We start from the raw sequence: 23,971 nt of genomic DNA on the forward strand, positions 1-23,971 counted from the left end.
GTGTGAGGGAACGTCTAACTGGTGGGTGAGGTGCACTGCGGTTCCCTTAGAGGATGGAACGGCCGCCGTCGATCACGAGTGTTTGACCGGTGATGTAGGAGCCGGCCGGCGAGGCGAACAGCATGACAGCACCGACAACCTCTTCCGGTTCTGCGATGCGCCCGAGGGCGGTCTTACCTGCTGCCACGGCGCCGCGTTCGTCGTCGTCCCAGACGGGAGCGGCGAATGGTGTGCGCACGATCGAGGGGGCGATGCTGTTGATTCGGATGCCGCGACTGCCCCACTCCGCGGCAATGCTTCGTACGAAGGCGTCCGTGGCCGCTTTGCCTGCGCCGTATGCGCCGAGCGAAATGCTGGCGCGGACTGAGGCAATGCTTGAAGTGGTGACGATGGAACCGCCGCCGTTGTTCGACATCATCGGCAGGAAGCCGCGCATCAGCTCGAAGTTGTTGAGGACGCCGCTGAAGAGGCGGTCAAGTTCTTCGCGGGTAGTTTGTTCGATTGGGCCCATTGGCGCAAATGGCGTGGCATGGGCAATCAGGATGTCGATGGGCCCGAATTCGTTGGTGACGGCGGCTGGGAACGAGCGCACGTTATCCGGACTTGAGAGGTCGCATATTGTCCCCGAGACCTCGATACCGTCGCTGGCCAGCGTCGCGACCGTGCTTCGAACATCTGCGGGGTCGAAGCTCGAGATGATGGTGTCTGCCCCGTGCAACGCAAAGGCTCGCGCGATTGCAAGTCCCATGCCGGAGGTTGCTCCGGTGATCACGGCGCGCTTGCCGCGGAGTTCAAAGGGGCTGCCGGACGCAACGGCCCCCTGGTCCAGTGAGTGCATCGGCACAGAGAGTTCCTGTCGTCGTTGAGGGATTGGAGCGGACTTGTGGAGGCTCGCGAGGGCTGGGTATCCATTGCCGCTGGATGTTGGAAGTGAGGTGGAAGTCTCCATTGAATTCCAGTCCTGTCTAAATGGAGGAAAGTGATAGAAGGGTTTCGACCGGGCGGCCGGTCGGGGTCCGAGATGACGTGGCGACCGCCGTCGACCATCAGGGTGGTGACGCCGGGGATGTAGGCTTTTGCTGGTGCACGGAACAGCGGGGCGGCCTTACCTGCCCCTACGCTCCCAACAGCGTGTGGCCTTCAATGGAGGCCACCTTGGAGGTGACAACGATGCTGCCGCTGCCGTTAGTCTCCATTCCAGGAAGGATCCACCTATCAGGTCCAAAGTGTCCTGTACCCCAAAGGTCAAAGTTTGATGCCTTCGACGGCGGTGTCTTCGCTGCCCAGTTTCCCGACCGCGGAGTCAAGGTCCTGCTGGATGTTGGGAGATGACCGTGCGGGCGCCGCAGGCGTGAAAGCCCTTGGCGATGGTCATTCCCATTCCCAGCGTCCGATCCGGTGACGAAAAATGTTCTCCTCGACATGTCGAAGGGGATCGGGTCACTTTAGGCCGCCGTTTTCCTGGTCCCGGAGAAACTTTAGGACATGTTCGCTGAAGGTTTCCGGGTACTGGAACAGTGAGGCGTGTCCGGAGTCGGGGTAGATGATCAGTTGGGCATTGGGAATGCGCTGGGCCATAAGGAAGGAGTTCGGGGTGGGTACCATGACGTCGTTGGAACCGTTGACGACCAGGACCGGGTGCTGGATGTTTTCCAGCTCCGGCAAGGTGGAGCCGTTGCCTTCCCACCAGTCAACGATGGCTGCGCGTAGTTTCGCACCGGCCTCGGCAGTGACATTGGCGCGTTCGGGACGCTCGGGGGTGTATATGCGTTCCATGTAGGCGCGGGTTGCGGCTATGCCGGTCGGCTTTTTGTTGAACCACAAGGCCTGGAAGGTGAGTTCCGGATCACGTACTGAATTCACCCAGTGTGCGACGTCCGGCCCGGGGTAGGTGGCTCCTTCGCCGCCGCCAGGTCCGGTACCTACGAGGATGACGTTCCGGACCAGTTCCGGCTCGGTCAGGGCGATCCGCTGGGCGATGTACCCGCCCATTGAGAAGCCCAGCAAGTCGGCCTTCTTAGTACCAAGCGTCTTGATGAACTTGACGGCGGTCTTGGCCATCTCGGTAATGTTGGCTCCAACCTCACCGTCGCTGAATCCCACACCGGCGTTGTCGAAGGTGACCACGTGGCGCTCCCGGGAGAGCAGTTCGATGACAGCCGGATCCCAGTCGTCGATGCTTCCGCGGAACCGGCTGAATAAGACCAGCGGAACGCCCGACTGGTCTCCGAATTCGCGGTATGCCAGCTGTGTGCCGTCAACGTCGACGGAACGCACGGGGGCGGCAACGTACAGAGAAGACATGTTTTCCTTTCAGGTTGGAAATGCTTGGGGGTGCCGGGCAGATCGCTTTGGCTTCATTTCGATAGCTATTCGAATAGTCACTACGTTTTCAGTAGTCACTCGTGATGCGTGCCACATTATTTCGTCGCAGCGCGGCTGTCAATGGTTGCACATCCCGCAGGTTGGCACTTGGTAGCTAACGGAGTGGAAGACTGCGGGAGGCGCGGCGCGGTGGCAACGGCGCCCCACACGCCACCGAGCGACAACATCCTCGATAGCGCGTTGCTGCGCGGCAGAAGCCTTCGCAGGCCCTGGCGATACGTCGGCGGCGGAGCCGCCGGCCGCATCCCGCCGGCCTGCACCAGATTAACGACGCCCTTGCCGCCATATCCGCGAACTTTTCTACTTATCCACCCAAGGCATCGAAAGGTCGATATCAGAAACCAGGCTACCGCCGCCGAAGCTCATGTTCTCCAGCGGAATGGCATACATAAGCAAAGTTATATCGTCTTGGTTGACACCGACCCGTTCCACTGAGTAGCGCGTGACTAACTCGGCGAGCCTGCGCTTCTGCTCGGTCGTCCTACTGTCGCCGAAGGTTACGGTCACGATCAGGCTCCGGTCGGATCTTTCTTGGGCCGGGAACGTCGGGTGGATGAAGAGCTCATCCTCGCGATGCTCGCTGATGATAACAAAGCGATCATCCATGGGCGTTTCCATCGCTTCGTGAAGTGCAAGATTCAAGGCATCGGCGAGAGCTCGCTTCTCCTCGCTTGAGAATTTTTGAGCGGGAATATATGCGTGGAATATGGGCATAAAGTTTTCCTTTGTAGTTGTGCAGCTTGAATAGCTTCGACGGTGGAACGTCTGGCCAATTTACAGTTGACGGGAACATGGCCTTGAGGGCGCCACTGCCGCCGAATATCGTGATTGGGAACGCTCGGGCGACACCAAACAGATAGCCGTGGCTGCATCTCGGTAGAAGCTCGAATGGTCACTACATTTTCAGTAGTCACTGGTGATGCATGCAATAGTATTCCGTGGCAGCGCGGCTGTCAACGGTTCGGGTTCACCATCCCGTAGGTTGGCTTTTGGTGCTTAGCGGAGTGGAAGACCAAGGGGGAGCGGCGCAGGGGCAACGAGTTTTCCGCCGGCATCCCTCCCGATGCTCTGAGCGGAGGTCACCGCTTCCCGGCTTGGATGTCGGCACATGTCAGCACGCCACTGCCCACACCCACGGGGCGCGTTAGTACCTTGAACCAGACGGAGGTGTAGCCCCGGCATTGTGATGTGGTCTGCACAGCCGAAGGACGAGTCCAGCAAGGTGCAGACCGGACTGCTGTGAACGGCGCCGATGGGGGTGGGATTCATAGGAGTAGCAAGTGAAGCCGACCTTGCCCGCTGCCGCCTCGACCAGTGTCATCTTCAGCTGTTCGCGCATGGGCAGAGGCGCCAGCTCTCTGCCGGTAATTGTCTACAGGCAGCGAGGTAGCTCATTGTCGGCAGGCTGTGCCGATGGCGGGTTCCGCCGCTCGACGAGTCGTTTATGCTCTCCTGTGCCTGTTTTTTCGTTCTGCAATGTCCAACCGCAGATGCTGTTCGGGTGCGGTGCGCCGGCTACCGGCGGGAGGCGCCTGATACTGCGGCTACAGGCTCGCTGAACCACCGGGAAATGACGCTCCGGGCATAGCCTGAGACCGCGATGGGGTCAGCGGCCTCGGGCCTGGGGGCGTGTTCGTATCCCCAGTTATCCAAAACCTTGATCAGCACCTCGAGCTCCTTGCCGGCGGAGGTCAGCTTGTACTCGAACCGCGGCGGCTTTTCGTTGTAAAGGGAGCGCTCGAAAATGCCCGAGTCCACCAGAGTGGCCAGCCTCTTAGACAAGACCGTAGGCGAGATGGAAAGACTTTCAAGGAATTCGTCGTAGCGGCTCTTACCCCTGAAGACGGCGTCCCGGATGATCAGCACGCTCCATTCGTCACCGATGGCATCGAGAGCATGGGCGACGTTGCATTTCATTCCGTCAAAGCTGCTTCGGCTGCGCATTGTCCCACCGCCTTCCGGGGTCGACTCAATCACTGATCTAACTAACTAACTCCTGATTTGATAGTCATCATACCTGAAGGGCCCGAATTCTGTCGGGAGTGAGGTTCTGCCTCAGGATGAGCCTCAATCAAAATCTCGGACCAGCGGCCGGGCGGCGCCGCACCGAGTCCGGCTCTCCGCTCATCTGCAGCCAGTTCCTCAAGGCCCAGATTCGCAAGGTCCCTTGCGCACGAAGGATGCGCTTCCGCGCCCGCTGTCCTGCAGGGATGCCCGTATCTGTAGCAAAGCGCGGCTGACCAGCGGAAACGTCGGAATCGTTGATGGACGGGAGTTCTTGCAGCTACTTCTACTCCCGTACTTTGACTGGCAGTGAGACGTGTTGATTGGGACGAGTAGCCCTACGGCTAGATTTATGGCGTGAGTTGAAGAAGCCATAGAGGTTCTCTATGCCGCGAAGATTCCGCTAGCTCCGGGCTTATCGCCTTGGCAAATCGAAGACGTTGAAGAGCAGTTTTCGTTCGAGTTCAGTCCTGATCATGCGCGGTTTCTGGGTCTCGCGATGCCTATTGGCCCTAGGTGGATTGATTGGCTGGGCGATCCCAGGGGGGTTCAGAAGAGGCTCGACTGGCCGCGCGATGGCGTGTTGTTTGATGTTAGCGAGAATGTTTTCTGGCCCGAGGAATGGGGCGAGCGGCCCACTGAAGTTGAGGAAGCCCTCCTAGCAGCACGTGAGCGCTTGCGCACCATGCCTTCCCTCATCCCCATCTATTCGCACCGTTTCATGCCGGCAGCTCCTGCGCCTGCGGGCAGCCCGGTTTTTCCGTGTATCAAACTGATGTGATCTACTACGGCAGCGATCTCGTCTCCTACTTCCAAAGCGAGTTCTTCAACATTCCTGACCGAAAATCACCCAGCCATCGTGTCGATTTCTGGTCTGAACTGGCGGAAGGCCAGTGGATTTAGGGGGCACTGCCTAAGAATCTTCGACCGACATAGGGCGATTCGCAGGGAGGGCGCGTGAAGCGGTCGAGCAAGTCGAAAGCGCCTACCAGCGCGGAACATCAAGGGGTTGATCGTTGATACTGATATGTGAGCATCGGATGGAGATTCCGGCTTCTTCTGACCACAGCATGAAATCAATCAGCCAAAGCGCCGCAGCCTGATCGTAGTCAGCTTCGACCTGGGTGACCTCGGCATACGACCAAGGCCCCGGGATGTTGCTGCTGAAACGGCATTCAACGACGTCACTGCAGGTCACGAGATAGTCTTCCGTCACGCCCATTTCTTGGACGCGGATCCGGAGCTCGCTGCGTTGAGTGATGGGATCAAGTGCGAAGTGGGTAAGGCTGCCACCCCACAATTGATTAATTGCCGCGATGGTTTGGGTGCTTCCTTGTTGAGGGCCATCTTCGGTGTTCATTGTTCCGCTGACGAGCCTTTCTGACTCTGGGCCCTGGCTACTGACCCGACGTATTGGGCGTAGTTGGCCGAGGAATCGATGGCGTGGCGTTCGATGGTGATTGGAGAGTATCCGAGGGCTTCGGCGATGATGGCCACGGGCGCGACTTTGGTGAGTTCGTGGAGCGTGCCAAGTCTGGCAGCTCGGCTGCTGAAGGCCGTGCTGGGCCGTTGGGTGAGGCTGGAAGCCCGCAGATGTCTTCCGGGAGGGCCGCCGCGGAACACCCAGCTGCTGTTGGGCCGCGTGGCCGTCTGATCGTGCGTCGGAGCGGCAGCCAACTGGCGCAGGGGCATATCGAGCGGGTGCGTGAGGGCAATCTCGACGGTCCCGAGGGTGATGGTGACGTCCTCGTCGGTGACCTGGACGTGGTCCCAGGTGAGTTTGACGACGTCGGAGACCTGCTGGCCAAAGACCAGGACGAGGATCGCGGCCGCACGGTCTCGTGGGCTCATCTCGGTCGCGCGGGTGAGGCTTTGGACGATTTCTTGTTGCTTGGCTGCGTCGAGTCGGGGGCTGGTGCCGCGGCGGTGGGGTTGCAGCTTCAGGGAGGGATCGATGAGGTTGGTTTTGCTTGCCCAGTCGAGGAAGCGTGATGCGATGCCTCTCGTCGTAGGGCCTTCTGCCTGCCAGCGGTCCAGGGGCGCCTGCGTTAGGGCTGTGAGTTCGGTGCCGTGTCCGGTAAGTCAGTTGAGCAGTTCAATGGCGACGGTAACTGACTGTTTGGCCCTCAGGAAGGTGCCTTGGGTGACTTCGTTCATTTGGTTCATGCGGCGCGGCGTGAACCTGTCGTGGGCTCGTTCAAATGCGGTTCCAAGGGGAGCGATTAGTGTTCAGGGCTGGTAGGGATCACGACTTTAGAGCCTTCAAGTACTTCTCTTTCCAAACCGAGTGGGTGTCCGGCCCCTCAGTCTTCGGCCATCATGGTGCAGCCGTCGCCCTCGGAGTCTGGGTGCTCGGGGGTTGTCTTTGGCCGCCTGCCCTGCAGCGCGCAGCTCTCGAAGACGAACGTCGCGCTCGGCTGGAGGTACCACGCAGGGACTCCCGTGGGCGGATTCTGCGCGCTTGCCGTTGAGGCATGGGTTCGAGGGACGTGCGTTGGAGTTCCCGGTCCCACCGCCGCGCGCAGATCACGACAACCCAGGCTATTGGCGCCAAGTCTCGTACTTCAGCCTGCGGCGTACGTTCCGCGCGGAAGCGTAGCCAACAGCGAGGAACAGCAATACCTCACAGTTGCAACAATAAGCCCAGGCATGTGGAGAATGTCCAAGGTGGCCGTCCACAGCGGGATGCGTTGAGCCACTTACCACGCCATGGTCGCGGCGACGCCATGGACGAGCATGAGCGTGAAAATGGCCCTGCTGCCCAAACCGTGCCGCGACAGCCGGTCAGCACCTACTCCGCGTTCCACCCCGGGCGCACGTGACATCAGTGCCCATGGATGCTTCCCCTGCGGTGACCGAAGGTAGCGGGAGGATCTCTTCCCACACGGCCGACAAAGGAGCGGACCGGCCAACAATCCGCAGCAGCCCACCCACCGGCAAACCCAAGACCACCGCCCGCGGCTGGGCCATCGGACCTATGACCGCCCCGACCACTTTCTGTACCCCAAAAACGTGTTGTTGCCGGCTACCCCATTGCCCCGCCAAAAAGCCTCGGCAGGCCGGGGCGATCGGTCGGAGGCCAACGAGCTGAAGTTGGTGATGACCTGCCACAGAATGTTGGCAGGACGCCGCGGGCTGCTCCGCCCTACCGCGGCGCTATTTCGATGCAGTGGCACTCAGCGCTGCTAGCGTTAGAGGGGGCGGTTCGGGAATCTCTTTGACCTCTCCCATCTTCGGGAGGAGTTCCTGCGTGCGGGTTGCCAGATACCCCACCAAGGATCAAAGCTGCGATAGGGGTAGGATCGATTCATTGTGGCCGTTCACCTGGGTAACGCGAAGCGCGTAGGGATCATTGACGTCGCACGCGAGGCGGGGGTGTCGACGGCGACGGTAAGCTTTGTGCTGGCAGGGAAAGAACAGGTTGCCGACGCCACGCGCGAACGTGTCCTGGAAGTCGTTCGCCGGCTGGGATACCAGCGGAACCGTCACGCTCGGGCACTGCGCCGCGGAGCATCGCGGTCCCTCTCGGCTCTGGTGCCGGATGTGACTAACCCGTTCTATGCGGAGCTGATCGCGGCCATCGAAAATGCGGCAAGCAGTCAGGGCTGGATGCTCTCGCTCATGAATTGCCAGCTGGATCGCGCCCGGGAAGTGTCCTACCTCAACACAGTGTTCGACGAAGTCCCGGACGGGATCATCTACGTCCCCATGACGAGCGACGCTGTCCTCGAAGTTGAATCCCGGTTCGACTCCGGTCCGCCGATCGTAATCGTAGACGAGATTACCTCCCATGCTGGCGTCGGGTCCGTCTCCGTGGACAACGAGGCGGGCGCCCGCATGGCGGCCCGCCACTTCCGCTCACTCGGACGCCGACGTGCCCTGGTCACCGGCCCGCCGCAGGGGCTGCCGACGTCACAAAGCCGCAGTACCGGGTTCATCGACGAGGCCGCCAAAGTGGGCCTCGAAGTGGCGCACGCTGCATTCGGCGAAGTCCGCACGTCCGACGCCGGCGCTGTCGCTGCCGACTTGCTGCTCCGCGATAGAAGCATCGACGCCTACTTCGCCGGCAACGACTTCCTGGCCATTCAGGTTCTCTTCGAACTGCAGCGCGCCGGCCTGCGCGTCCCCGAGGACATCGCGATCTGCGGATTTGACGGGATCGCGTGGGGCCAGATGATCACGCCACGACTGACAACCGTGAGGCAGCCGATCCATCTCATCGCCAGTACAGTCATTGACCTCATCTCGAAGCCGGTAGACGAGCATCACGAGATTGTCCTGCCCGTGGAATTCGTGCGCGGACAAACAACTTAGTCCTAAACCGTTGTCATGTCAGGACATTAAGTCTAATGTAGCTATCTAAAGCTTTAGATCGGCCTGCTCGCTTGCCCATCTAAAGCTTTAGATTCCGCACAACGACGTACGAAAGGACTGTTCATGCAGCTCGGCCTGATCACCGACTCGCTCGGCTCGCAACCTCTGGAGAGGGTACTCGATACTGCCGCCGAGCTCGGCCTGGACACTGTGGAGATCGCCACGGGTAACTGGTCAGAGTCTCCGCACGCACGCCTCGACGAACTCGTCTCGACCGCTGCGGCGCGCGATGCCCTCGCCCGGACCATCAGCTCACGGGGCCTCACCCTGAGCGCGCTCAACGCGAACGGCAACCAGCTCCATCCCCTGACCGGACCGGCCCACGATCGGGTAGTGCGCGACACGATCAAGGTCGCTTCCGAGATGGGTGTTCCCACGGTCGTGCTGATGTCCGGACTCCCCGGTGCGCGCGGCGAGAAGTCACCCAACTGGATCACCACGTCGTGGCCGCCTGAGACACTCGAGATCCTCGAATACCAGTGGACAGACGTCGCGGCGCCCTACTGGGAGGGTCTCGCCGGCTTCGCCCGACGCCACAACGTGCGCCTTGCCGTTGAGATGCACGGGCGCCAGCTCGTCTTCAATGTGGCCACGATGAAACGGCTCCAGGACATTGTGGGCGACGATGTAGTGGGCGCGAACCTCGATCCTTCGCATCTCATGTGGATGGGCGGGGACATCCTCGCGGTCATCCGCGCGCTGGGGTCATCGATCTTCCATGTGCACGCGAAGGACGCCCGCATCGAACGGGCCAACGCGGACGTCAATGGCATCCTGGACACCCTTCCCCCGGCCCGGACCGGGGAACGCTCCTGGAACTACGTGACACTCGGCTTGGGCCACCCGGGAGGCGCTGCTTTCTGGGCCGACTTCATCTACACCCTGCGCTCCGTCGGATACGAGGGACCCCTGAACATCGAGCACGAGGACGTAATTGTGAACTCCGGCGAGGGCGTCCGCAAGTCCGCCGAGCTTCTTCGTTCCGTAGTGCTCCGCGACACCCCGGACTGGGCTCCCGCCCGCATCTGAAACGCCTCTCCAACAAAAGGAACACCCATGCAGACGAAGACGTCTCCTGCCTACCAAAAAACAAACACCGCAGGACCAGCCGGCCCGAAACTCGGCCTCATCACCGGGATCGCCACACTCGGCGGCCTCCTGTTCGGATACGACACCGGCGTCATCAGCGGAGCCCTCCCCTTCATGACGCTGCCCGGAACTGAGGGCGGGCTGGGGCTCGACCCCGCGCAGGAAGGTGTCGTTGCCGCCTCCCTCGTTTTCGGTGCCGTGTTTGGGGCGCTCTTCGGCGGACGGCTGTCCGACCGTCAGGGCCGCAAGCGCAACATCATGCTGCTCGCGGTGATTTTCTTCGTCGGCGCTATCGGATGCGCGCTGGCACCGAACACCGCCATGATCATCGTCGCGCGCTTTGTGCTCGGTCTCGCGGTGGGCGGAGCCTCGGCCACCGTCCCGGTTTTCCTGGCCGAGCTCGCCCCTGCCTCACGGCGCGGACAGATCGTGACCGTGAACGAGCTGATGATCGTGACCGGCCAGCTGATCGCCTACAGCTCGAACGCAATTCTCGGATCAGTCGCCCACGACGGGGACATCTGGCGGTGGATGCTGGTGCTCGCATCCTTGCCGGCAGTACTCCTCTGGCTCGGCATGCTCCTCGTCCCCGAATCCGCACGGTGGCTCGTCACCCAGGGCCGGATCGAAGACGCGCGAAAGTCACTGTTCCGGACGAGGCCGGCCGAAGCGGTGGAGGGCGAGCTTGACGAGATGCAGGACATGGCGGCGTGCGACGCAAAGATCGGACACGGCAGCTGGCGCGACCTGCGTACACCGTGGGTCCGGAAGCTCGTCTTCCTGGGCGTCGCGATCGCGTTCCTGTCCCAGACCACAGGCGTCAACAGCATCATGTACTTCGCACCCACTGTCCTCATCTCCACCGGGCTGGACACGCAGGCATCCCTGGTCGCCACCATCTGCAACGGGCTCGTCTCCGTCCTGGGGACCTTGGTTGGCATTTATCTGCTTCACCGGGGCGTCGGGCGCCGGCCGATCATCATCACCGGGCAGGCTGGCCTGACGTTGGCGCTGGCCCTGATTGGTATTTTCTTCCTGCTGCCCGAGTCGACGCTGCGCTCCTACCTCGTTCTGGCGGGCATGTTGGTATTCCTCTTCTTCATGCAGGCATGCATCGGCCCGATCTTCTGGCTCCTGCTGGCGGAAATCTTTCCGCTGCGCATCCGTGGATTCGCGACGGGACTCGCCGTGTCCTTCGTGTGGACCGCCAACACGATCGTGTCGCTGGTCTTCCCGATCCTCATCAACGCTATCCAAGGCTCCACGTTCTTCCTCTTCGCCGCCATCAACGTCGGGACCCTGATCTTCTACATCCGCTCGGTTCCAGAAACCAAGGGCCGCACGCTCGAACGAGTGGAAGAAGAACTCACCCTCCGCTTCACGGGCCCCATCCCCCTGCCCAAGCAGTAAAACCGGGAGGCACTCGAAGCGTCGACAAATCCACGGCAGTGCACGCGAAATCCAAGCAGGCGAACCGCCGTGGACCGGAAACCAGTGAGGCTGAACGCGGTTTCTTTTCGAACCCGTGCATTTTGAGACCGGAAAGGAACTGTAAATTGCAGCGGTAAATGGCCGGTTTTTTCGCAGCGTTGTGTGGCGCCCAGGTCATGATTCTGTCCTTCCGGTCGGCGCGTCCTGAGTGGAGGGGGGCCTGGATCCAGGAGCTGAGGATGCGGAGTTTGTCGTGGGTGGGGGAGCCGGGTTCGGCTGACCACATGATCAGCTGCTGCTCGGTGTCGCTGGCCCACTGGAAGGCGTCCCAGTCGATGGTGAGGGGATTTTTCCTAGGCAGGATCACGCCCCGCCCGACTGCCGCTGGCGGCCGTACCCTTCAGCCTGCGGCGCCGCGGATCGCCCCACTGCATGGCGACGTGGCGACCTGCGGCGGCAAGATACTCATTGAGGATGCTTCACAGTGGTTGAGTCAGAGGCGATGCTCGGCGGAATGGACTAGCCAGCACAGTGCAATTTCCCGGCTCCATGGAACTTTCGTCCGGCAAGGTGTTCCCCGTGTTCCGACCACGGTGAGTCGCAGTGGCGTCCCCCACTTGGTCTCAACCGGCGGGTTCTATGAGTATTCGAACGTCCCAGGCGGCAAGTTCGATTTTGGTCAAGTTGGTCAATTTCCGGTCGAGGACGTCGTCCAAGGGCGCCGATGAGGCAATTGTCGCTGGTTCCCAGCTCCAGTTGTGTACGAAGTGCACACGTCTCTGGTCGGCGTTCGTTGCCGAGTGAACGGTGACTGCCTCTGGTAGGTCTTCCCAGACTGCAGTTTGTTCCGAGGTAAGCCAGCGGATGATGTCGGCGCCCAGTTCGGTATTTGGCAGGGTGCCGATGGTGGTTATTCGGCCGGACCCGGTTGCCTTGGTGACGATGGCGGGGTAGCGACCAAACTGGGGGTGTCGGTAGCTAGCGAGGATTGTGGCCTCGTGCTCCTCGAGATAGTCGACCCAGCGCGTTGCACGGCTTTCTGTGGAGAGTTGCAAACCCACAGTGGGTTCCAGGGCGAGCGGGATATCGAGTTGCGAGAATTCCTGGTAACTGACACCTGCGTGTGTGGCGAGTCGGGAGGGTTTTGTTTCGAGCCGGGCTCGGGACTCGTGGTCGGCGTATCCGGTGCGCATGCCGAGCACGAGGTGTCCGCCGGCGTCAGCATAGGCTCGTAGCCAGTCCAGCAATTCGTCATCGGCAATAAACAGGCCGGCAGCGATCAGGACGGGCAATTCTTTAGCCACTTGGGCAGGATCGAGAGCGTGGCCTTCACCTCCCGCGATCTGCCGGTCGTGAATGATGCGGACAGGAGCCCCTGCATGGAAGGCTCCTTGGTAGAAGGCGTCGAAGATTTTCTCGTAGGAGCGTTCGTCTCCTCCAATTGAGGCTTCGTTCGCGAAACAGGGCTGGCCGGCCAGTCCCCATTTGGAGTCATTGGAGTAGATCATGCCGATGCTTGCGTCCGGGGTGAGGCCGACCAGCGCTTTGTCGGCTGCTTTAAGCTCCGCGCCCAGTTGCGCCAGTTCGCGGTAGACACGTCCGGGTTTCTGGTCGTGTGGGAGGACGCCGATCCAGTACGTTTCTGTGCCGCAGTGGTTGCTTGCCCAGTGCCAGTATTCGATCATTTCGGCGCCGCGGGAAATAAGTGCGTAAGCCGCCTGCCGCCACTGTCCGTCGAATGCAGGGTAGTGCATTTCTGAACCCCCGATAGCGCCGGCGTTGGTTTCAGTGACCAGGAAAGGAGCTTGTTTGGATGAGTACATCCTGTCGCCGCTCCGAAAAAGTGTCCAGGCGCCCCCGGCGGCCCAGCCCTGGGATGTGTTACTCGACGACGGGATGGCGAAAGCGTCCTGCATGGCGTAATAGGGGTTGCCGGCCGTGATATCGAAATCGCGTGTCACGTCCTGATCGTGCTGGGAAGGTAGGTCGTACGAGATGCAGGTGGTGACGAACTGTTCCGGCGTCGAGTATTCGCGGACGATGGCAGTCTGCCATTGAAGGAATTCGGTAGTGAGGCGGGCTTGGAATCGACGCCAGGCGAGGTCGTACTGTGGCTGTGCATTGTTGTCGGGGGTCCAGAGATCGGCCCAGGTAGAGAGTTGGTGGGACCAGTAGACCAAGCCCCATTCCTTGTTGAGGTTCTCCACCGTTCCGTACTGATGCCGGAGTTCGTCTGTGAACCGCTGGAAGACCCCGCGGTTATGGAAGGAGCGTAAGCCCGGTTCGTTATCAACCTGGTAGCCAATCACGGCCGGGTGTTTCGAAAACCGCTCGACAATTTTGCGAATGACGCGTTCTGCGTGGAACTTGAAGGCCGGGTGGGTGTAGTCCATTTCCTGGCGTGCTCCCCATCCAAGTGGCCGGCCGGTACTGGTTTCAGCCGCGATTTCCGGGTAGCGGCGTGCCAGCCACATCGGAATCGCATAAGTCGGCGTCCCCAAGATCACCGAAATGCCCCGTTCATGCGCGCCGTCCAGAACTGGTGTCATCCACTCAAGGTCGAAACAGCCATCCTCTGGCTCCCATTTGGACCAAGTGGACTCACCTACGCGGATGACGGTCATGTTTGCTGCCGCCATGAGGTCGAGGTCATCCTGGAGGCGGGGTGAGGGTTGGTATTCGTGGTAATAGGCTGCTCCGAAGAGCACTTTGCGGGGTCGTTCAGACATGAGATCTTTCTTTCGTTAAGGAGACGGGCATGGAGGCATGCTCTGAGGAGGCCGCAGCGCCAGAAGAATTACTTGGCCGTGTGCTTCGGATTTGGGAGGTCAGCTTTGAATTTCAAGGATGTTCTCAACATCGGACCAAATGGCATCAGGAATTTCTGCCGCATCATTCGATACGAGCTCGGGGATACGATCTGGACGCGAGACCCCGACGATTGTTGAACTAATGCGCGGGTTTTGTGTGGAGAACCTCAATGCCAGCGCGGGAAGTGAAACGCCGTAGTCGTCGCACAGCCCCCGCAGGCGTTCGACTTTGCGGACCACGTCCTCGGAGGGAGCCCCATACTGGTACGTGGCCCCGGATGTCTTTGCTAGAAACCCGCTGGCGTAGGGGGCGGCATTGATGAATGCGGCACCGGCATTCAGAGTCTGGCTGATCAACGGTTCGGCGGTTCTGTTGAGAAGGGTGTAATGATTGTGGTTCAGGACGACGTCGAAAACTCCGAGGTCGACATACCGACGCATCACGTCGAGGTTGCCCCCTGCAACGCCGATCCCGCGCACGAGACCGTCGCATTTGAGATTCACCAAGGCCTCGACGGCGCCGCCCCTTGCTGTGAGGTCTGAGAAATCAAACATTTCCGGGTCGTGCAGGTAGAACAGATCCAGACTTTCCAATCCGAGTCGGGAGGTGCTTTCTGCAAAGGATGCACGCACCCTCTCGCCACTGAAGTCGTTACCCATGGGGTCCGCCTTGCTGGCAACGACGAAGTCGTCCGGCAGACCTCGTGACTTCAGCACGTCTCCGATGCGACGCTCAGCCTCCCCGTAGGCATTCGAAGTGTCGAGAAACCGGATGCTGCTGTTCAACACAGCATTGATGGTGGCACTGGCGCTGGCGTCATCTACCGCTTCCCCGTAGGCGAACGTCATTGCGGAGCCAAGGGGACTCGTTCCCACGCAGAGGTGGGTAACCTCTCGCCCTACGCTAGGTAATCTCGTTCTTCTCATTCATAAACCTCCGAATTTTGCCGTCCGTCACCCTTGGCCGTCGCGTCTTGGTAGGTCTGCGGGCACAACGAAAGTCGTGGATCGGGCTGGCATCGCAGCCGGCTACGCCGATGATGAAGGCAGCTACTAGTTGTCGGCGACAGCCGTGTGCAACGTTTTACGAAACGATATCTGTTGCAAGCTCCCGGAGCAAGATCTCGCTTTGACTTTGCCTTTGCCGCAGTCATCGTGCCCCAAGTGTCTGTGCTTTCGCAGCCGTCACATGGGCATCGTCATGGCAATTGGTCTCTCAGGAGAGGCGATGATGCTGTCAGGCGAGACTAGTGAGGTTCAACCCGACCGTGTCGACTAAATCGAGTTCCCTGGGAACGTATTCGGGGGTGTCTTTGAGATGGACGTGAGCCTAAGAGCCAGACACTCGGACGGTAATGGACCGAGTTTGGTGCGCTGCCAGGGCCCCAGCTGCGTAATTCGGGCGGTTGCTGTTGGTTCGGCTATGATTATGTGCAACGTTGTCCGGCGACGTTATTAAACAATCAGCTCGGGCAGATGTCTCCTGATATCCGAGCTAGGGAGTATGACGTATGTCCACGCACCCGGCCTCTGTATGAACAATCATCAATCTCGATGCGATCTCATCGCGGAACTCGCCGAAGGCTTAGTCGAAAGGACCATGGAGTGAACTCTTTCCACGAGGGTTGTGCCGACAAGTCACCAAACAACATCTTCCCCAATCTGGGCGGCAACTCTAACGCCACGTCCAATCCCTCCAAGGCACCTACGGCTGGCGCGCTGGAAAGCAGCAACGAAGTCGAAGACTTCCTCACGGCAGTCTTCCAAGACAGCGATGCCTCCCCATTTTCGACCGCTGGCGTAGCAAACACGTCAAGCCGTACTCAGTTGCCTTCACCGCGGCGTCCATGGTTTCCATCTAACAGTCGCTCGCAGCATGTCGATGTGGAAGCCGCGCACGAAACCCTGAGTGGCTCTGTGCCCGATCAGACGAAGAGTGGGCTTCCCAGACGCGAATTACCGTAGTCCATGTCTGACGCGCTCCGCGCCGGAACAGCGCAACCATCAGGCAGCCGCCCCGTCGTGTCTGGGGCCGAACAGCCGATCCTCTCCGGTTTCTACCCCGATCCCACTATCTGCGGGTGGAGGTGTAGGGCGCGGTTCAGCACCGCCTCGGTTGAGTCGATGGCGGACAGTTTTCCCGAAAGAGGCGGGATGGAGAAGGGCATATGACGCGGCTTCGGAGTGGACGCGTCCGGGGTGGGACCATGCGCCCAGGATCTGTTCACGGATGACGAACTTTCATTCCGTGCTTGTCCTCGGGGGACGAAGCCAAGTGCTGCGCCGTTTCCTATTCTGAAGCGATGACTATCGAACAGGCTCAAAACACTGACGTTTCCGTGCTTGTCAGTGTCCCCTTTGCAAGGGCACGCCAAGATCCAACGGGCGAATGCATCCGCGACCAGAACCGCTCGTTGGACAACCTTACCTTCGCTCTGGACACGGCTGCCCTTGCGGCCCGCCTTGCCGCCAGCGGCGTGTCCCGGGGCGACGTGGTGGCCATTTTGCTGCCAAATTGCGCCGAGATCGTCACGACGATGTTCGCCGCCTGGTCCCTGGGAGCTGCCCTCACGCCGATGAACCCGGCACTGACAGACCCGGAGGTCATCTACCAACTCCAGGACTCGGAAGCCAAGGTCATCATCGGGGACGAACGGGCTGGGCACCTTGCAGCCGGACTGAAAAAGACCCACATCGACGCCTTCACAATCCACACAGGCTCACCCGCTGATCCGGACAACGCTCCTGCGAGCGTTGCGGTGGCAGAACCAGAGGATTTTGCTCTCATCATCTACACGTCCGGAACCACTGGAAAACCCAAAGGCTGCGTCCTGGACCACAGCAACATCACGGCAATGGTGACGTCCATCTCCACGCATTTGGAAATCGACGCCCAGGACACCAGCCTTCTAGTCCTCCCCTTGTTTCATAGCAACGGGCTGCTGATCGGGGTTTTGTCAGTCCTGGGTGCCGGCGGCACAGTCGTTATCGCCCCCCGGTTCGATGCCAAGACATTCTGGAACGTCGTGGAAGCGGAACGGCCCACGTTCTTCTCTGCTGTCCCCACCATGTACGCAATGCTTGAGGCGCAGACCACCCGGGCAGTGGACACCTCATCGCTGCGCTTTCTCGTGTGCGGAGCCGCGCCGATGCCTACCGATCTCCTCGAGCGCTTTCAGGACAGATTCGGCGTACCTGTCGTTGAGGGCTACGGCCTCTCGGAGGGATCGGTTGCCTCAACATTGAACCCGCTGCGGGGATCCCGCAAGGCAGGCACGGTGGGGCCGGTGCTGCCCGGGCAACAGGTACGGATCGTGACCATGGACGGTGCCGCGGCCAAACAGGGGGAACATGGAGAGATCCTCATTAAGGGGGCCAACGTCATGCGTGGATACCTCGGGCGCCCGGGGGAGACAGCGAAAGTGCTCCACGACGGATGGCTGCATACAGGCGACGTGGGCTATCTCGACGAGGACGGGTACCTGGTCCTCGTCGACCGGATCAAGGACGTGATCATCCGGGGCGGCGAGAACATCTTCCCGAAGGAAATTGAGTTCGTGCTTTACCAGCATCCCGATGTGCTCGAAGCCGCCGTGGTCGGACTCCCCGATCCGCTCTTCGGGGAGGTACCCGTCGCTTACGTGGCGCCGGTCCCGGGCCGGCAGCTCGATGTTGCCGAGCTGGAGCGGCATTGCCTGGCGTCCCTGGCCAAATTCAAGGTTCCCCGCCAGTTCGTCATCATTGCCTCCCTGCCTAAGAACTCTGTCGGCAAGATCGTCAAAGCCGGGCTGACGTCATGCTGACTCCTTCGTCTGTGGCAACAGAGAGCTCTAATGCCGGCCTCGGAATCTTCCCGGCGGGAACCGTTGAGCCCGCTTATGTGCTCACCGGGGCTCCCACGACAGACCCGGCTGGAGTGTTCAGCGACATCTCGGGTGCCGATGGCACTTTCTGGGCACGCGCCCGGACGTTCGTCCAAGAGGAGGTCCTGCCCGTCATCGCCGGGTACTGGGAGCGGGGGGATTATCCACTGCATCTTGTCAAGCGGCTGGGGGAGCTTGACCTGCTCCGGGACGGCGTCAATTTGGACGGCTTCGCCCCTATGAGCAAGATGGCCGCCGGGCTGGTCATGATGGAACTCAGCCGCGGGGATGGCTCCATCGGAACCGCCGTCGCTGTCCAGGGCGGTCTGGCGTTGAGGTCCATCGCTTACTGCGGCTCGGACGAGCAGAAGAACCGGTGGCTTCCCGCGCTGGCGAGGGCGCAGCAGCACGGAGCCTTCGCGCTGACAGAGCCTACCCACGGTTCGGACTCCGTGGGTCTGGAAACTTCGGCGACAGCCACGGAAGGCGGCTTCCTGCTCAACGGCGAGAAGAAGTGGATCGGCAACGGCTCAATCGGCGGAATCACCGTCGTGTGGGCCCGCGGGGACGACGGGCAGGTGCACGGCTACCTCGTGCCCCAGGACTCACCCGGGTACCTGGCGACCACGATTGAGGGGAAGGCATCCCTGCGGGCGATCTGGCAGGCTCACATCCGGTTGGAGGACGTCTTTGTCCCGGACAGCAATAGGCTCCCCGATGCCAATTCGTTCAAGGACACCTCACGGGTGTTGGTGGCCACGCGTCTCGGCGTCGCCTGGTCCGCCGTCGGTCATGCCACTGCGTGCTATGAAACTGCGGTCCAATACGCCGCGCAGCGCAAGCAGTTCGGCCGTCCGCTCGCCGCGTCTGCGATCGTGCAGGAACGTCTGGCCAGGATGCAGAGCGAGCTGGCCACCATGCAGTTGATGGTCGTGCAAATGACACGACTGGACGAAGCCGGCGCCCTCACACCTGCGCAGGCTTCTCTTGCCAAGTTCACCTGCACCCGCACGGCCCGCTCCGTGGCCGCCAACGCCCGCGACTTGCTGGGCGGCAACGGCATTCTCATTACCAACCGTGTTGCCCGGCACATGGCCGATATCGAGGCAATCCACACGTATGAGGGCACCGAGTCCATCCAGGCCCTGATCATTGGCCGATCCATCACCGGCATCTCGGCGTTCAACTGAACAGCCCGCATCTCACCAGTTCCGCGCTTGCCGGCCCCACCACCAACACACGCATTATCTGCCCTGACTTCCTTGCCCTGAAAGGCCTTCCATGAGCTCTTCCAACTCGAACATTCCCGTCATTCTCGCTGGTGCCCGTACACCGTTCGGCCGTTTCCATGGCGCCCTGTCGACCCTTTCCTCCAGTGCACTTGGCGCCCACGCCATCCGCGCGGCTTTGGAACGCTCGGGCCTGCGTGCGGATCAGGTTGAGGCCGTTGTCGTCGGCCAGGTCTTTCAGGCCGGCGCAGGCCAGGGGCCTGCCCGGCAGGCCAGCCTCACCGCCGGAATCGGTTGGGACGTCCCGACCGTCACCATAAACAAGCTGTGCCTTTCAGGGCTGACGGCCGTGATTGACGCCGCCAGGATGATCCGTGCGGGCGAAGCCGACTTCGTGGTCGCCGCAGGCCAGGAATCCATGACAAACGCACCGCACCTGCTTACGGGACTCCGTTCTGGCGTTGCCATCGGAGATACCCCCTTACTGGACTCACTGAACCATGACGGCCTCCAAGACCCTTTCAACGGGCAACTCATGGGCGGGGCCACAGATGCGGGCAATCCTGGCCGGGGGATATGCCGCCTGGACCAGGACGAGGTGGCAGTCCGCTCGCACCAGCGCGCCGAAGCGGCACGGGCGTCGGGTATCCTCGCCGAGGAGATCGCTCCGCTGGACGTACCCCAGCGCAAAGGGCCTGCCATCACACTCTCCGACGATGAAGGCATCCGTCCGGAGACCACACTTGAGGCTTTGTCCCGGCTCACGCCTGCCTTCGCCAAGGGCCAGCACGCAACCATCACGGCGGGGTCTTCCTCGCCCCTGTCCGATGGTGCCGCTGCCCTCGTCATTGCCAGGAAGTCAGCCGCAGAGGCCCTGGGCTTGGAATGGATTGCTGAGATCGGAGCTCACGGCCAGACGGCCGGCCCCGACGGCTCCCTTCACTCACAGCCCTCACGGGCCATCGAAGCGGCGCTGAAGGGCGAAGGGATCACGGCCGCTGAGCTGGACCTGATCGAAATCAACGAAGCTTTCGCCTCCGTCGTGATCCAGTCGGCGCGGGACCTTGGCGTTGAGACCGAGCGAGTAAACGCTGAAGGCGGGGCAATAGCGCTCGGTCACCCCGTGGGCGCTTCCGGTGCCCGACTTGTGCTGCACCAGGCTCTTGCACTCAAACGTCGCGGCGGAGGAACGGGTGTGGTCGCTCTATGCGGCGGGGGCGGTCAGGGAGATGCCCTAATCATCAAGAACCTAACCGGTGACTGACACTCGAGTTGCCCCATCAAAAATCCCCCACTGAGCCGCCCAACGCACTCTTTACCCCAACTCAGATCCTAGACAGGACAATCAAATTGAATTTTTCCGACTTCAAGGCCCTAGCCGATCTTTTCCCGGGCGAGGCGGTTTCCTATCCTCAACTCCGCGACATCCAGCTGGCCGGAGTAGGCACCTTTGCCCTGATCACGTTGGACAACAACGTCGACGGGAAGCCCACCCTGCTGGGGCCCAACACACTGATTGAACTGGGCACCCGGCTCAACCAGCTCAAGGAACGCGCAGCAGCCGGGGAGGTCGTCGCAGTCGGTGTCACCGGAAAACCCAACTATCTCGCTGCAGGCGCAGATCTCCTCGCGATGCGGTCCCTGAAAGACCACAAAAGCAGGACGCTCATGGCCCGGCTCGGCCATGAGGTGTACGCAGTCATGGACTCGCTGGGCGTGCCGACATTCTCATTCATCAATGGAGCTGCGCTAGGGGGCGGTCTTGAGCTCGCTCTTGCGGCCAGCTACCGCACGGTCTCCGCCGGTGCCAGCAACATCGCTCTTCCCGAGGCCTACATCGGACTCGTGCCCGGATGGGGCGGCGTCTACCGTCTGCCACGGCTGATCGGGCCGAGGAACGCCGTTACGGTGATGATCGAAAATCCGCTCAGTAACAACCGAACGCTCGATGGCAAGGCCGCTTTCGCGCTCGGCATTGCCGACGCCATCTTCGATTCGTCCAATTTCCTGGCGGACTCCCTGGCGTGGGCAAGAACCATTCTTAGCGATGCCACTGCCGTTGAAGCCGTAGCCGCGCGGCGGGCCGAACGAACCAATTACGATGACACCGACTGGGACGCGGCCGTAGCCGGGGGCCGGGCCTTCGTTGAGCGTAAGACATCAAATGCCGCTCCCGCCCCAGCCAGAGTGCTGGACCTGCTGGATAAGGGAAAGTACTTTACGCAAGGGGACTCTGCCCAGGCTGAAGTGGAGGCCTTGGCCGAGCTCATGGACACACCGCAGTTCCGGGCTACCGTGTATGCCCTCTTGGACGTCGTTCGGAAGAAATCCAAACAGTCCGTCAGCGCATCAGAATCGACCCCTGCACGACCGATCAGAAAAATCGGCATTATAGGCGCCGGCCTGATGGCCACCCAGCTCGCCCTGCTCTTCGCACGTGAACTCGAAATTCCAGTCGTAATCACGGACATTGACCAAGCGCGCGTGGACAAGGGCCTCGCCTACGTTCACGCTCAAGTCGACAAGCTGCTCAGCAGCGGGCGCATCTCAGAGGACTCCGCCAAGAGCACAACTGCACTTCTGACTGGGTCCCTGTCCAAGGAAGCGTTTGCCGACGCCGACATGGTCATCGAGGCTGTCTTCGAGGACATGACAGTCAAGAAACAAGTCTTCGCTGAGATGGAGGCCATAGTTTCGCCCGCATGCATCCTCGCGACAAACACCTCCTCATTATCCGTGACAGAGATGGCGGCAGATCTTCGGCACCCGGAACGCGTCATCGGCTTCCACTTCTTCAACCCGGTTGCCGCCATGCCGTTGCTTGAAATCGTGCGCGCTCCGAAGACGAGCGACGAAGTTCTAGGCAAGGCATTCGCACTCGCCCGACAGTTGAGGAAATCCCCCGTCCTCGTCAATGACTCCGCGGGATTCGTCGTCAACCGTATTCTGCTGAGACTGATAGGGGAGGTCATTAACACCTTCGACGAGGGCACTCACCCCGAAATTGCAGACAAGGCGCTGAAACCCATGGGCCTGCCCATGACCCCGTTCAATCTGCTCGCCATGATCGGAATCAAAACAGCCCAGCACGTGACAGAGTCCCTCCACGCCGCATTCGGCGATCGGTTCCGGGTTTCGGCGAACCAACAGAGGCTCATCGACCAGGGCATCGATGCCCTATGGGTCAGAAACCCTGACGGTACGCAGTCCGTCCCGGAACCGACGCTCGACCTTCTCCATTTCGGGCAGACCCCCAATAACTCCACGGAGGTCCTGGTCCGCGTCCAGGACGCGCTTGCTCAGGAAATCGGACTCATGCTGGAAGAGGACGTGGTCCCGACTGCTGAGGACATCGATCTCTGCATGATCACAGGCGCCGGCTGGCCCATGCACCTCGGAGGCATCACCCCCTACCTGGACAGAGTGGGCGCCGCAGAACGGGTCAATGGCAAGACATTCCACCCCGCACCATGAATGCGGTAACCGGTCTCGCAGTCCGGGTTGGCACATATTTTGAGGTGGCGAAATGTACGGCGATACTACGCCTTGACCAATTGCACCAGTAGATACGATCGGATGAGGTTCTGGCAACGATGATGTTTGGCACAGGAAACGATATACACCTCGAAATGCTTGCTGCGGCCCCTGCCTGCGCCGCCGAGCCTCGCCCGGCGCTCCTCTTTGTGCATGGGCTCGGTCACGACGCCAGATGCTGGCGCAATTGGATGCGGGCAGCTTCCGCCGACGGTTATGCGGCATACGCGATCTCTCTCAGGGGTCACGGTGCGAGTGGAGGAAGCTTGCGCTCGGCGTGGCTAAAGGACTATGTGGCTGATGTCCTTCGCGCAGTTGAGGCTGTCGACGGAGATGACGTCGTTTTGGTTGGGCATTCGCTCGGCGGCTTGGTTGTGCAGCGGGCATTGGCATCGCATCCGGCGAAGGTCAGCGCCGGTGTGCTCGTCGGCTCGCTGACTTCCGCCCCGGCCTTCGGTACGTTTATTTCGGTGCTGCGAAACCATCCTTGGCAGGCGGTGCGGTACATCGCAGGTCGAAGCCTTCGGCTGCCCCCGGACATGCTGTTCGAGCGGCTTGGTGCCGAGGAGGCTGCGGAGATTTCTCGATCCCTTTGCGGCGAGTCGCCGTGGGTCCAGTACCAGCTGCTTTTCCACCTGCCCTCAAGGATAAAGCGTACTTACCCGTTGCTGTGCGTCTACAGTACCCACGACCGGATGGTTCCCGTATGGTCGGCGCGGGCAACCGCACGACGCTATGACGCGGATGTACGGGAGGTGGCCGGGATCGGGCACGACATGATGCTCGACCACGGCTGGGAACTGGCCTGGAGCGCGATCAGTGACTGGTTGAAGGCGCTGCGGGTCGAAGAGATCACCAACAAAGCGAAGCAACATAGTTGAGGGCCAAGACGTCGAGTTCGGGGCCGCCGGGGGATGATGCTGCGTGGCTGGCTGTACGTCCAAAACGGCCCGGTCCGATCCAGGGATCTGATGGCGCACGGTTACACGGCGTCAAGAAGCGGCGGCTGGACGGGTTCGGCCGCCGTTTCGCTGCACTGTCCAGGAGCTAGAAGGGCTTCAGCTCAACACCTATCCTCGTTTCCGGTTCATCGGGCCCGGTGCCGTCTGAAGAACTCCTCGCCCTTATATGAGGGTGGCGGGCCAGTTCCCGTCTGGCGAGACCTGGTGGAGCCCCTGTGCCCAGACCACCATGCCACCGTAGACACCGGTGTCGTTGATCAGCAGGCCGCTGTCTGGTCCATACCGAACGG

General features: G+C 61.0%; 17 protein-coding genes and 1 pseudogene. 9 read left to right on the forward strand and 9 right to left on the reverse strand.

Going from position 1 to position 23,971, the window contains the following annotated elements; translation table 11 throughout:
* Positions 1–46: 46 nt before the first annotated feature.
* The 4 genes from LDN90_RS10670 to LDN90_RS10685 form a co-directional block, all read right to left on the reverse strand.
* The gene (locus LDN90_RS10670; protein ID WP_223949277.1) at positions 47–838 is read right to left on the reverse strand and encodes an SDR family oxidoreductase; all 792 of its coding nucleotides are present in this window, start codon (positions 836–838) and stop codon (positions 47–49) included.
* A 602-nt stretch (positions 839–1,440) separates the two neighbouring features.
* Positions 1,441–2,304: an alpha/beta hydrolase gene (locus tag LDN90_RS10675; protein WP_223949033.1), complete on the reverse strand. Its 864-nt coding sequence runs from the start codon at positions 2,302–2,304 to the stop codon at positions 1,441–1,443.
* 381 nt (positions 2,305–2,685) lie between these two features.
* Entirely contained in the window at positions 2,686–3,099 is a 414-nt protein-coding gene (locus LDN90_RS10680; protein ID WP_216923424.1) for a tautomerase family protein, read from the reverse strand.
* Between the two features lie 801 nt (positions 3,100–3,900).
* Positions 3,901–4,329 (reverse strand): helix-turn-helix domain-containing protein, encoded by a 429-nt coding sequence (locus tag LDN90_RS10685; RefSeq protein ID WP_223949034.1) that lies wholly within the window; start codon positions 4,327–4,329, stop codon positions 3,901–3,903.
* Between the two features lie 822 nt (positions 4,330–5,151).
* On the opposite strand from LDN90_RS10685, the gene LDN90_RS10690 reads away from it, so the two are divergent.
* Positions 5,152–5,292, forward strand: a complete 141-nt coding sequence (locus tag LDN90_RS10690; protein WP_223949035.1) for a hypothetical protein — start codon at positions 5,152–5,154, stop codon at positions 5,290–5,292.
* An 82-nt stretch (positions 5,293–5,374) separates the two neighbouring features.
* Here LDN90_RS10690 and LDN90_RS10695 read toward each other — a convergent pair whose 3' ends face one another.
* Positions 5,375–5,749 (reverse strand): hypothetical protein, encoded by a 375-nt coding sequence (locus tag LDN90_RS10695; RefSeq protein ID WP_223949036.1) that lies wholly within the window; start codon positions 5,747–5,749, stop codon positions 5,375–5,377.
* On the reverse strand, positions 5,746–6,240 hold the full coding sequence (locus tag LDN90_RS10700) for a site-specific integrase (protein WP_223949037.1): 495 nt from the start codon (positions 6,238–6,240) through the stop codon (positions 5,746–5,748). The genes LDN90_RS10695 and LDN90_RS10700 overlap by 4 nt, the downstream gene beginning before the upstream one ends.
* Positions 6,241–7,701: 1,461 nt before the next feature.
* Here LDN90_RS10700 and LDN90_RS10705 point away from each other — a divergent pair.
* From LDN90_RS10705 to LDN90_RS10715, 3 genes are all read left to right on the forward strand, one after another.
* Complete coding sequence (locus tag LDN90_RS10705; protein ID WP_223949038.1) at positions 7,702–8,703, forward strand: LacI family DNA-binding transcriptional regulator; 1,002 nt, start codon at positions 7,702–7,704, stop codon at positions 8,701–8,703.
* A gap of 123 nt (positions 8,704–8,826) precedes the next feature.
* The gene (locus tag LDN90_RS10710) at positions 8,827–9,792 is read left to right on the forward strand and encodes a sugar phosphate isomerase/epimerase (RefSeq protein WP_223949039.1); all 966 of its coding nucleotides are present in this window, start codon (positions 8,827–8,829) and stop codon (positions 9,790–9,792) included.
* A 27-nt stretch (positions 9,793–9,819) separates the two neighbouring features.
* Positions 9,820–11,262 carry a sugar porter family MFS transporter gene (locus LDN90_RS10715; RefSeq protein ID WP_223949040.1) on the forward strand — a complete coding sequence of 481 codons (1,443 nt, stop codon included), beginning with the start codon at positions 9,820–9,822 and terminating at the stop codon, positions 11,260–11,262.
* A gap of 644 nt (positions 11,263–11,906) precedes the next feature.
* Here the strand turns inward: LDN90_RS10715 and LDN90_RS10720 are convergent.
* From LDN90_RS10720 to LDN90_RS10730, 3 genes and pseudogenes are all read right to left on the reverse strand, one after another.
* Entirely contained in the window at positions 11,907–14,012 is a 2,106-nt protein-coding gene (locus LDN90_RS10720; protein ID WP_223949041.1) for a beta-galactosidase, read from the reverse strand.
* A gap of 99 nt (positions 14,013–14,111) precedes the next feature.
* Entirely contained in the window at positions 14,112–14,969 is an 858-nt protein-coding gene (locus LDN90_RS10725; RefSeq protein ID WP_263426285.1) for an aldo/keto reductase, read from the reverse strand.
* Positions 14,970–16,199: 1,230 nt separating this feature from the next.
* Positions 16,200–16,304: pseudogene (locus LDN90_RS10730) on the reverse strand (IS110 family transposase); the annotation flags it as partial.
* A gap of 92 nt (positions 16,305–16,396) precedes the next feature.
* Here LDN90_RS10730 and LDN90_RS10735 point away from each other — a divergent pair.
* The 5 genes from LDN90_RS10735 to LDN90_RS10755 all read left to right on the forward strand — a co-directional run bounded on the left by LDN90_RS10735 (position 16,397) and on the right by LDN90_RS10755 (position 23,600).
* Positions 16,397–17,896, forward strand: a complete 1,500-nt coding sequence (locus tag LDN90_RS10735; protein ID WP_223949043.1) for an AMP-binding protein — start codon at positions 16,397–16,399, stop codon at positions 17,894–17,896.
* Positions 17,890–19,146 (forward strand): acyl-CoA dehydrogenase family protein, encoded by a 1,257-nt coding sequence (locus LDN90_RS10740; RefSeq protein WP_223949044.1) that lies wholly within the window; start codon positions 17,890–17,892, stop codon positions 19,144–19,146. Before LDN90_RS10735 ends, LDN90_RS10740 begins: the two co-directional genes overlap by 7 nt.
* A gap of 91 nt (positions 19,147–19,237) precedes the next feature.
* Positions 19,238–20,449 carry an acetyl-CoA C-acetyltransferase gene (locus LDN90_RS10745; protein WP_223949045.1) on the forward strand — a complete coding sequence of 404 codons (1,212 nt, stop codon included), beginning with the start codon at positions 19,238–19,240 and terminating at the stop codon, positions 20,447–20,449.
* Positions 20,450–20,535: 86 nt separating this feature from the next.
* Positions 20,536–22,659 carry a 3-hydroxyacyl-CoA dehydrogenase NAD-binding domain-containing protein gene (locus LDN90_RS10750; protein WP_223949046.1) on the forward strand — a complete coding sequence of 708 codons (2,124 nt, stop codon included), beginning with the start codon at positions 20,536–20,538 and terminating at the stop codon, positions 22,657–22,659.
* 155 nt (positions 22,660–22,814) lie between these two features.
* Positions 22,815–23,600: an alpha/beta hydrolase gene (locus tag LDN90_RS10755; RefSeq protein WP_223949278.1), complete on the forward strand. Its 786-nt coding sequence runs from the start codon at positions 22,815–22,817 to the stop codon at positions 23,598–23,600.
* Positions 23,601–23,971 lie beyond the last annotated feature (371 nt).

The organism is Arthrobacter sp. NtRootA1 (assembly GCF_019976975.1).
Lineage (GTDB): Bacteria > Actinomycetota > Actinomycetes > Actinomycetales > Micrococcaceae > Arthrobacter > Arthrobacter aromaticivorans.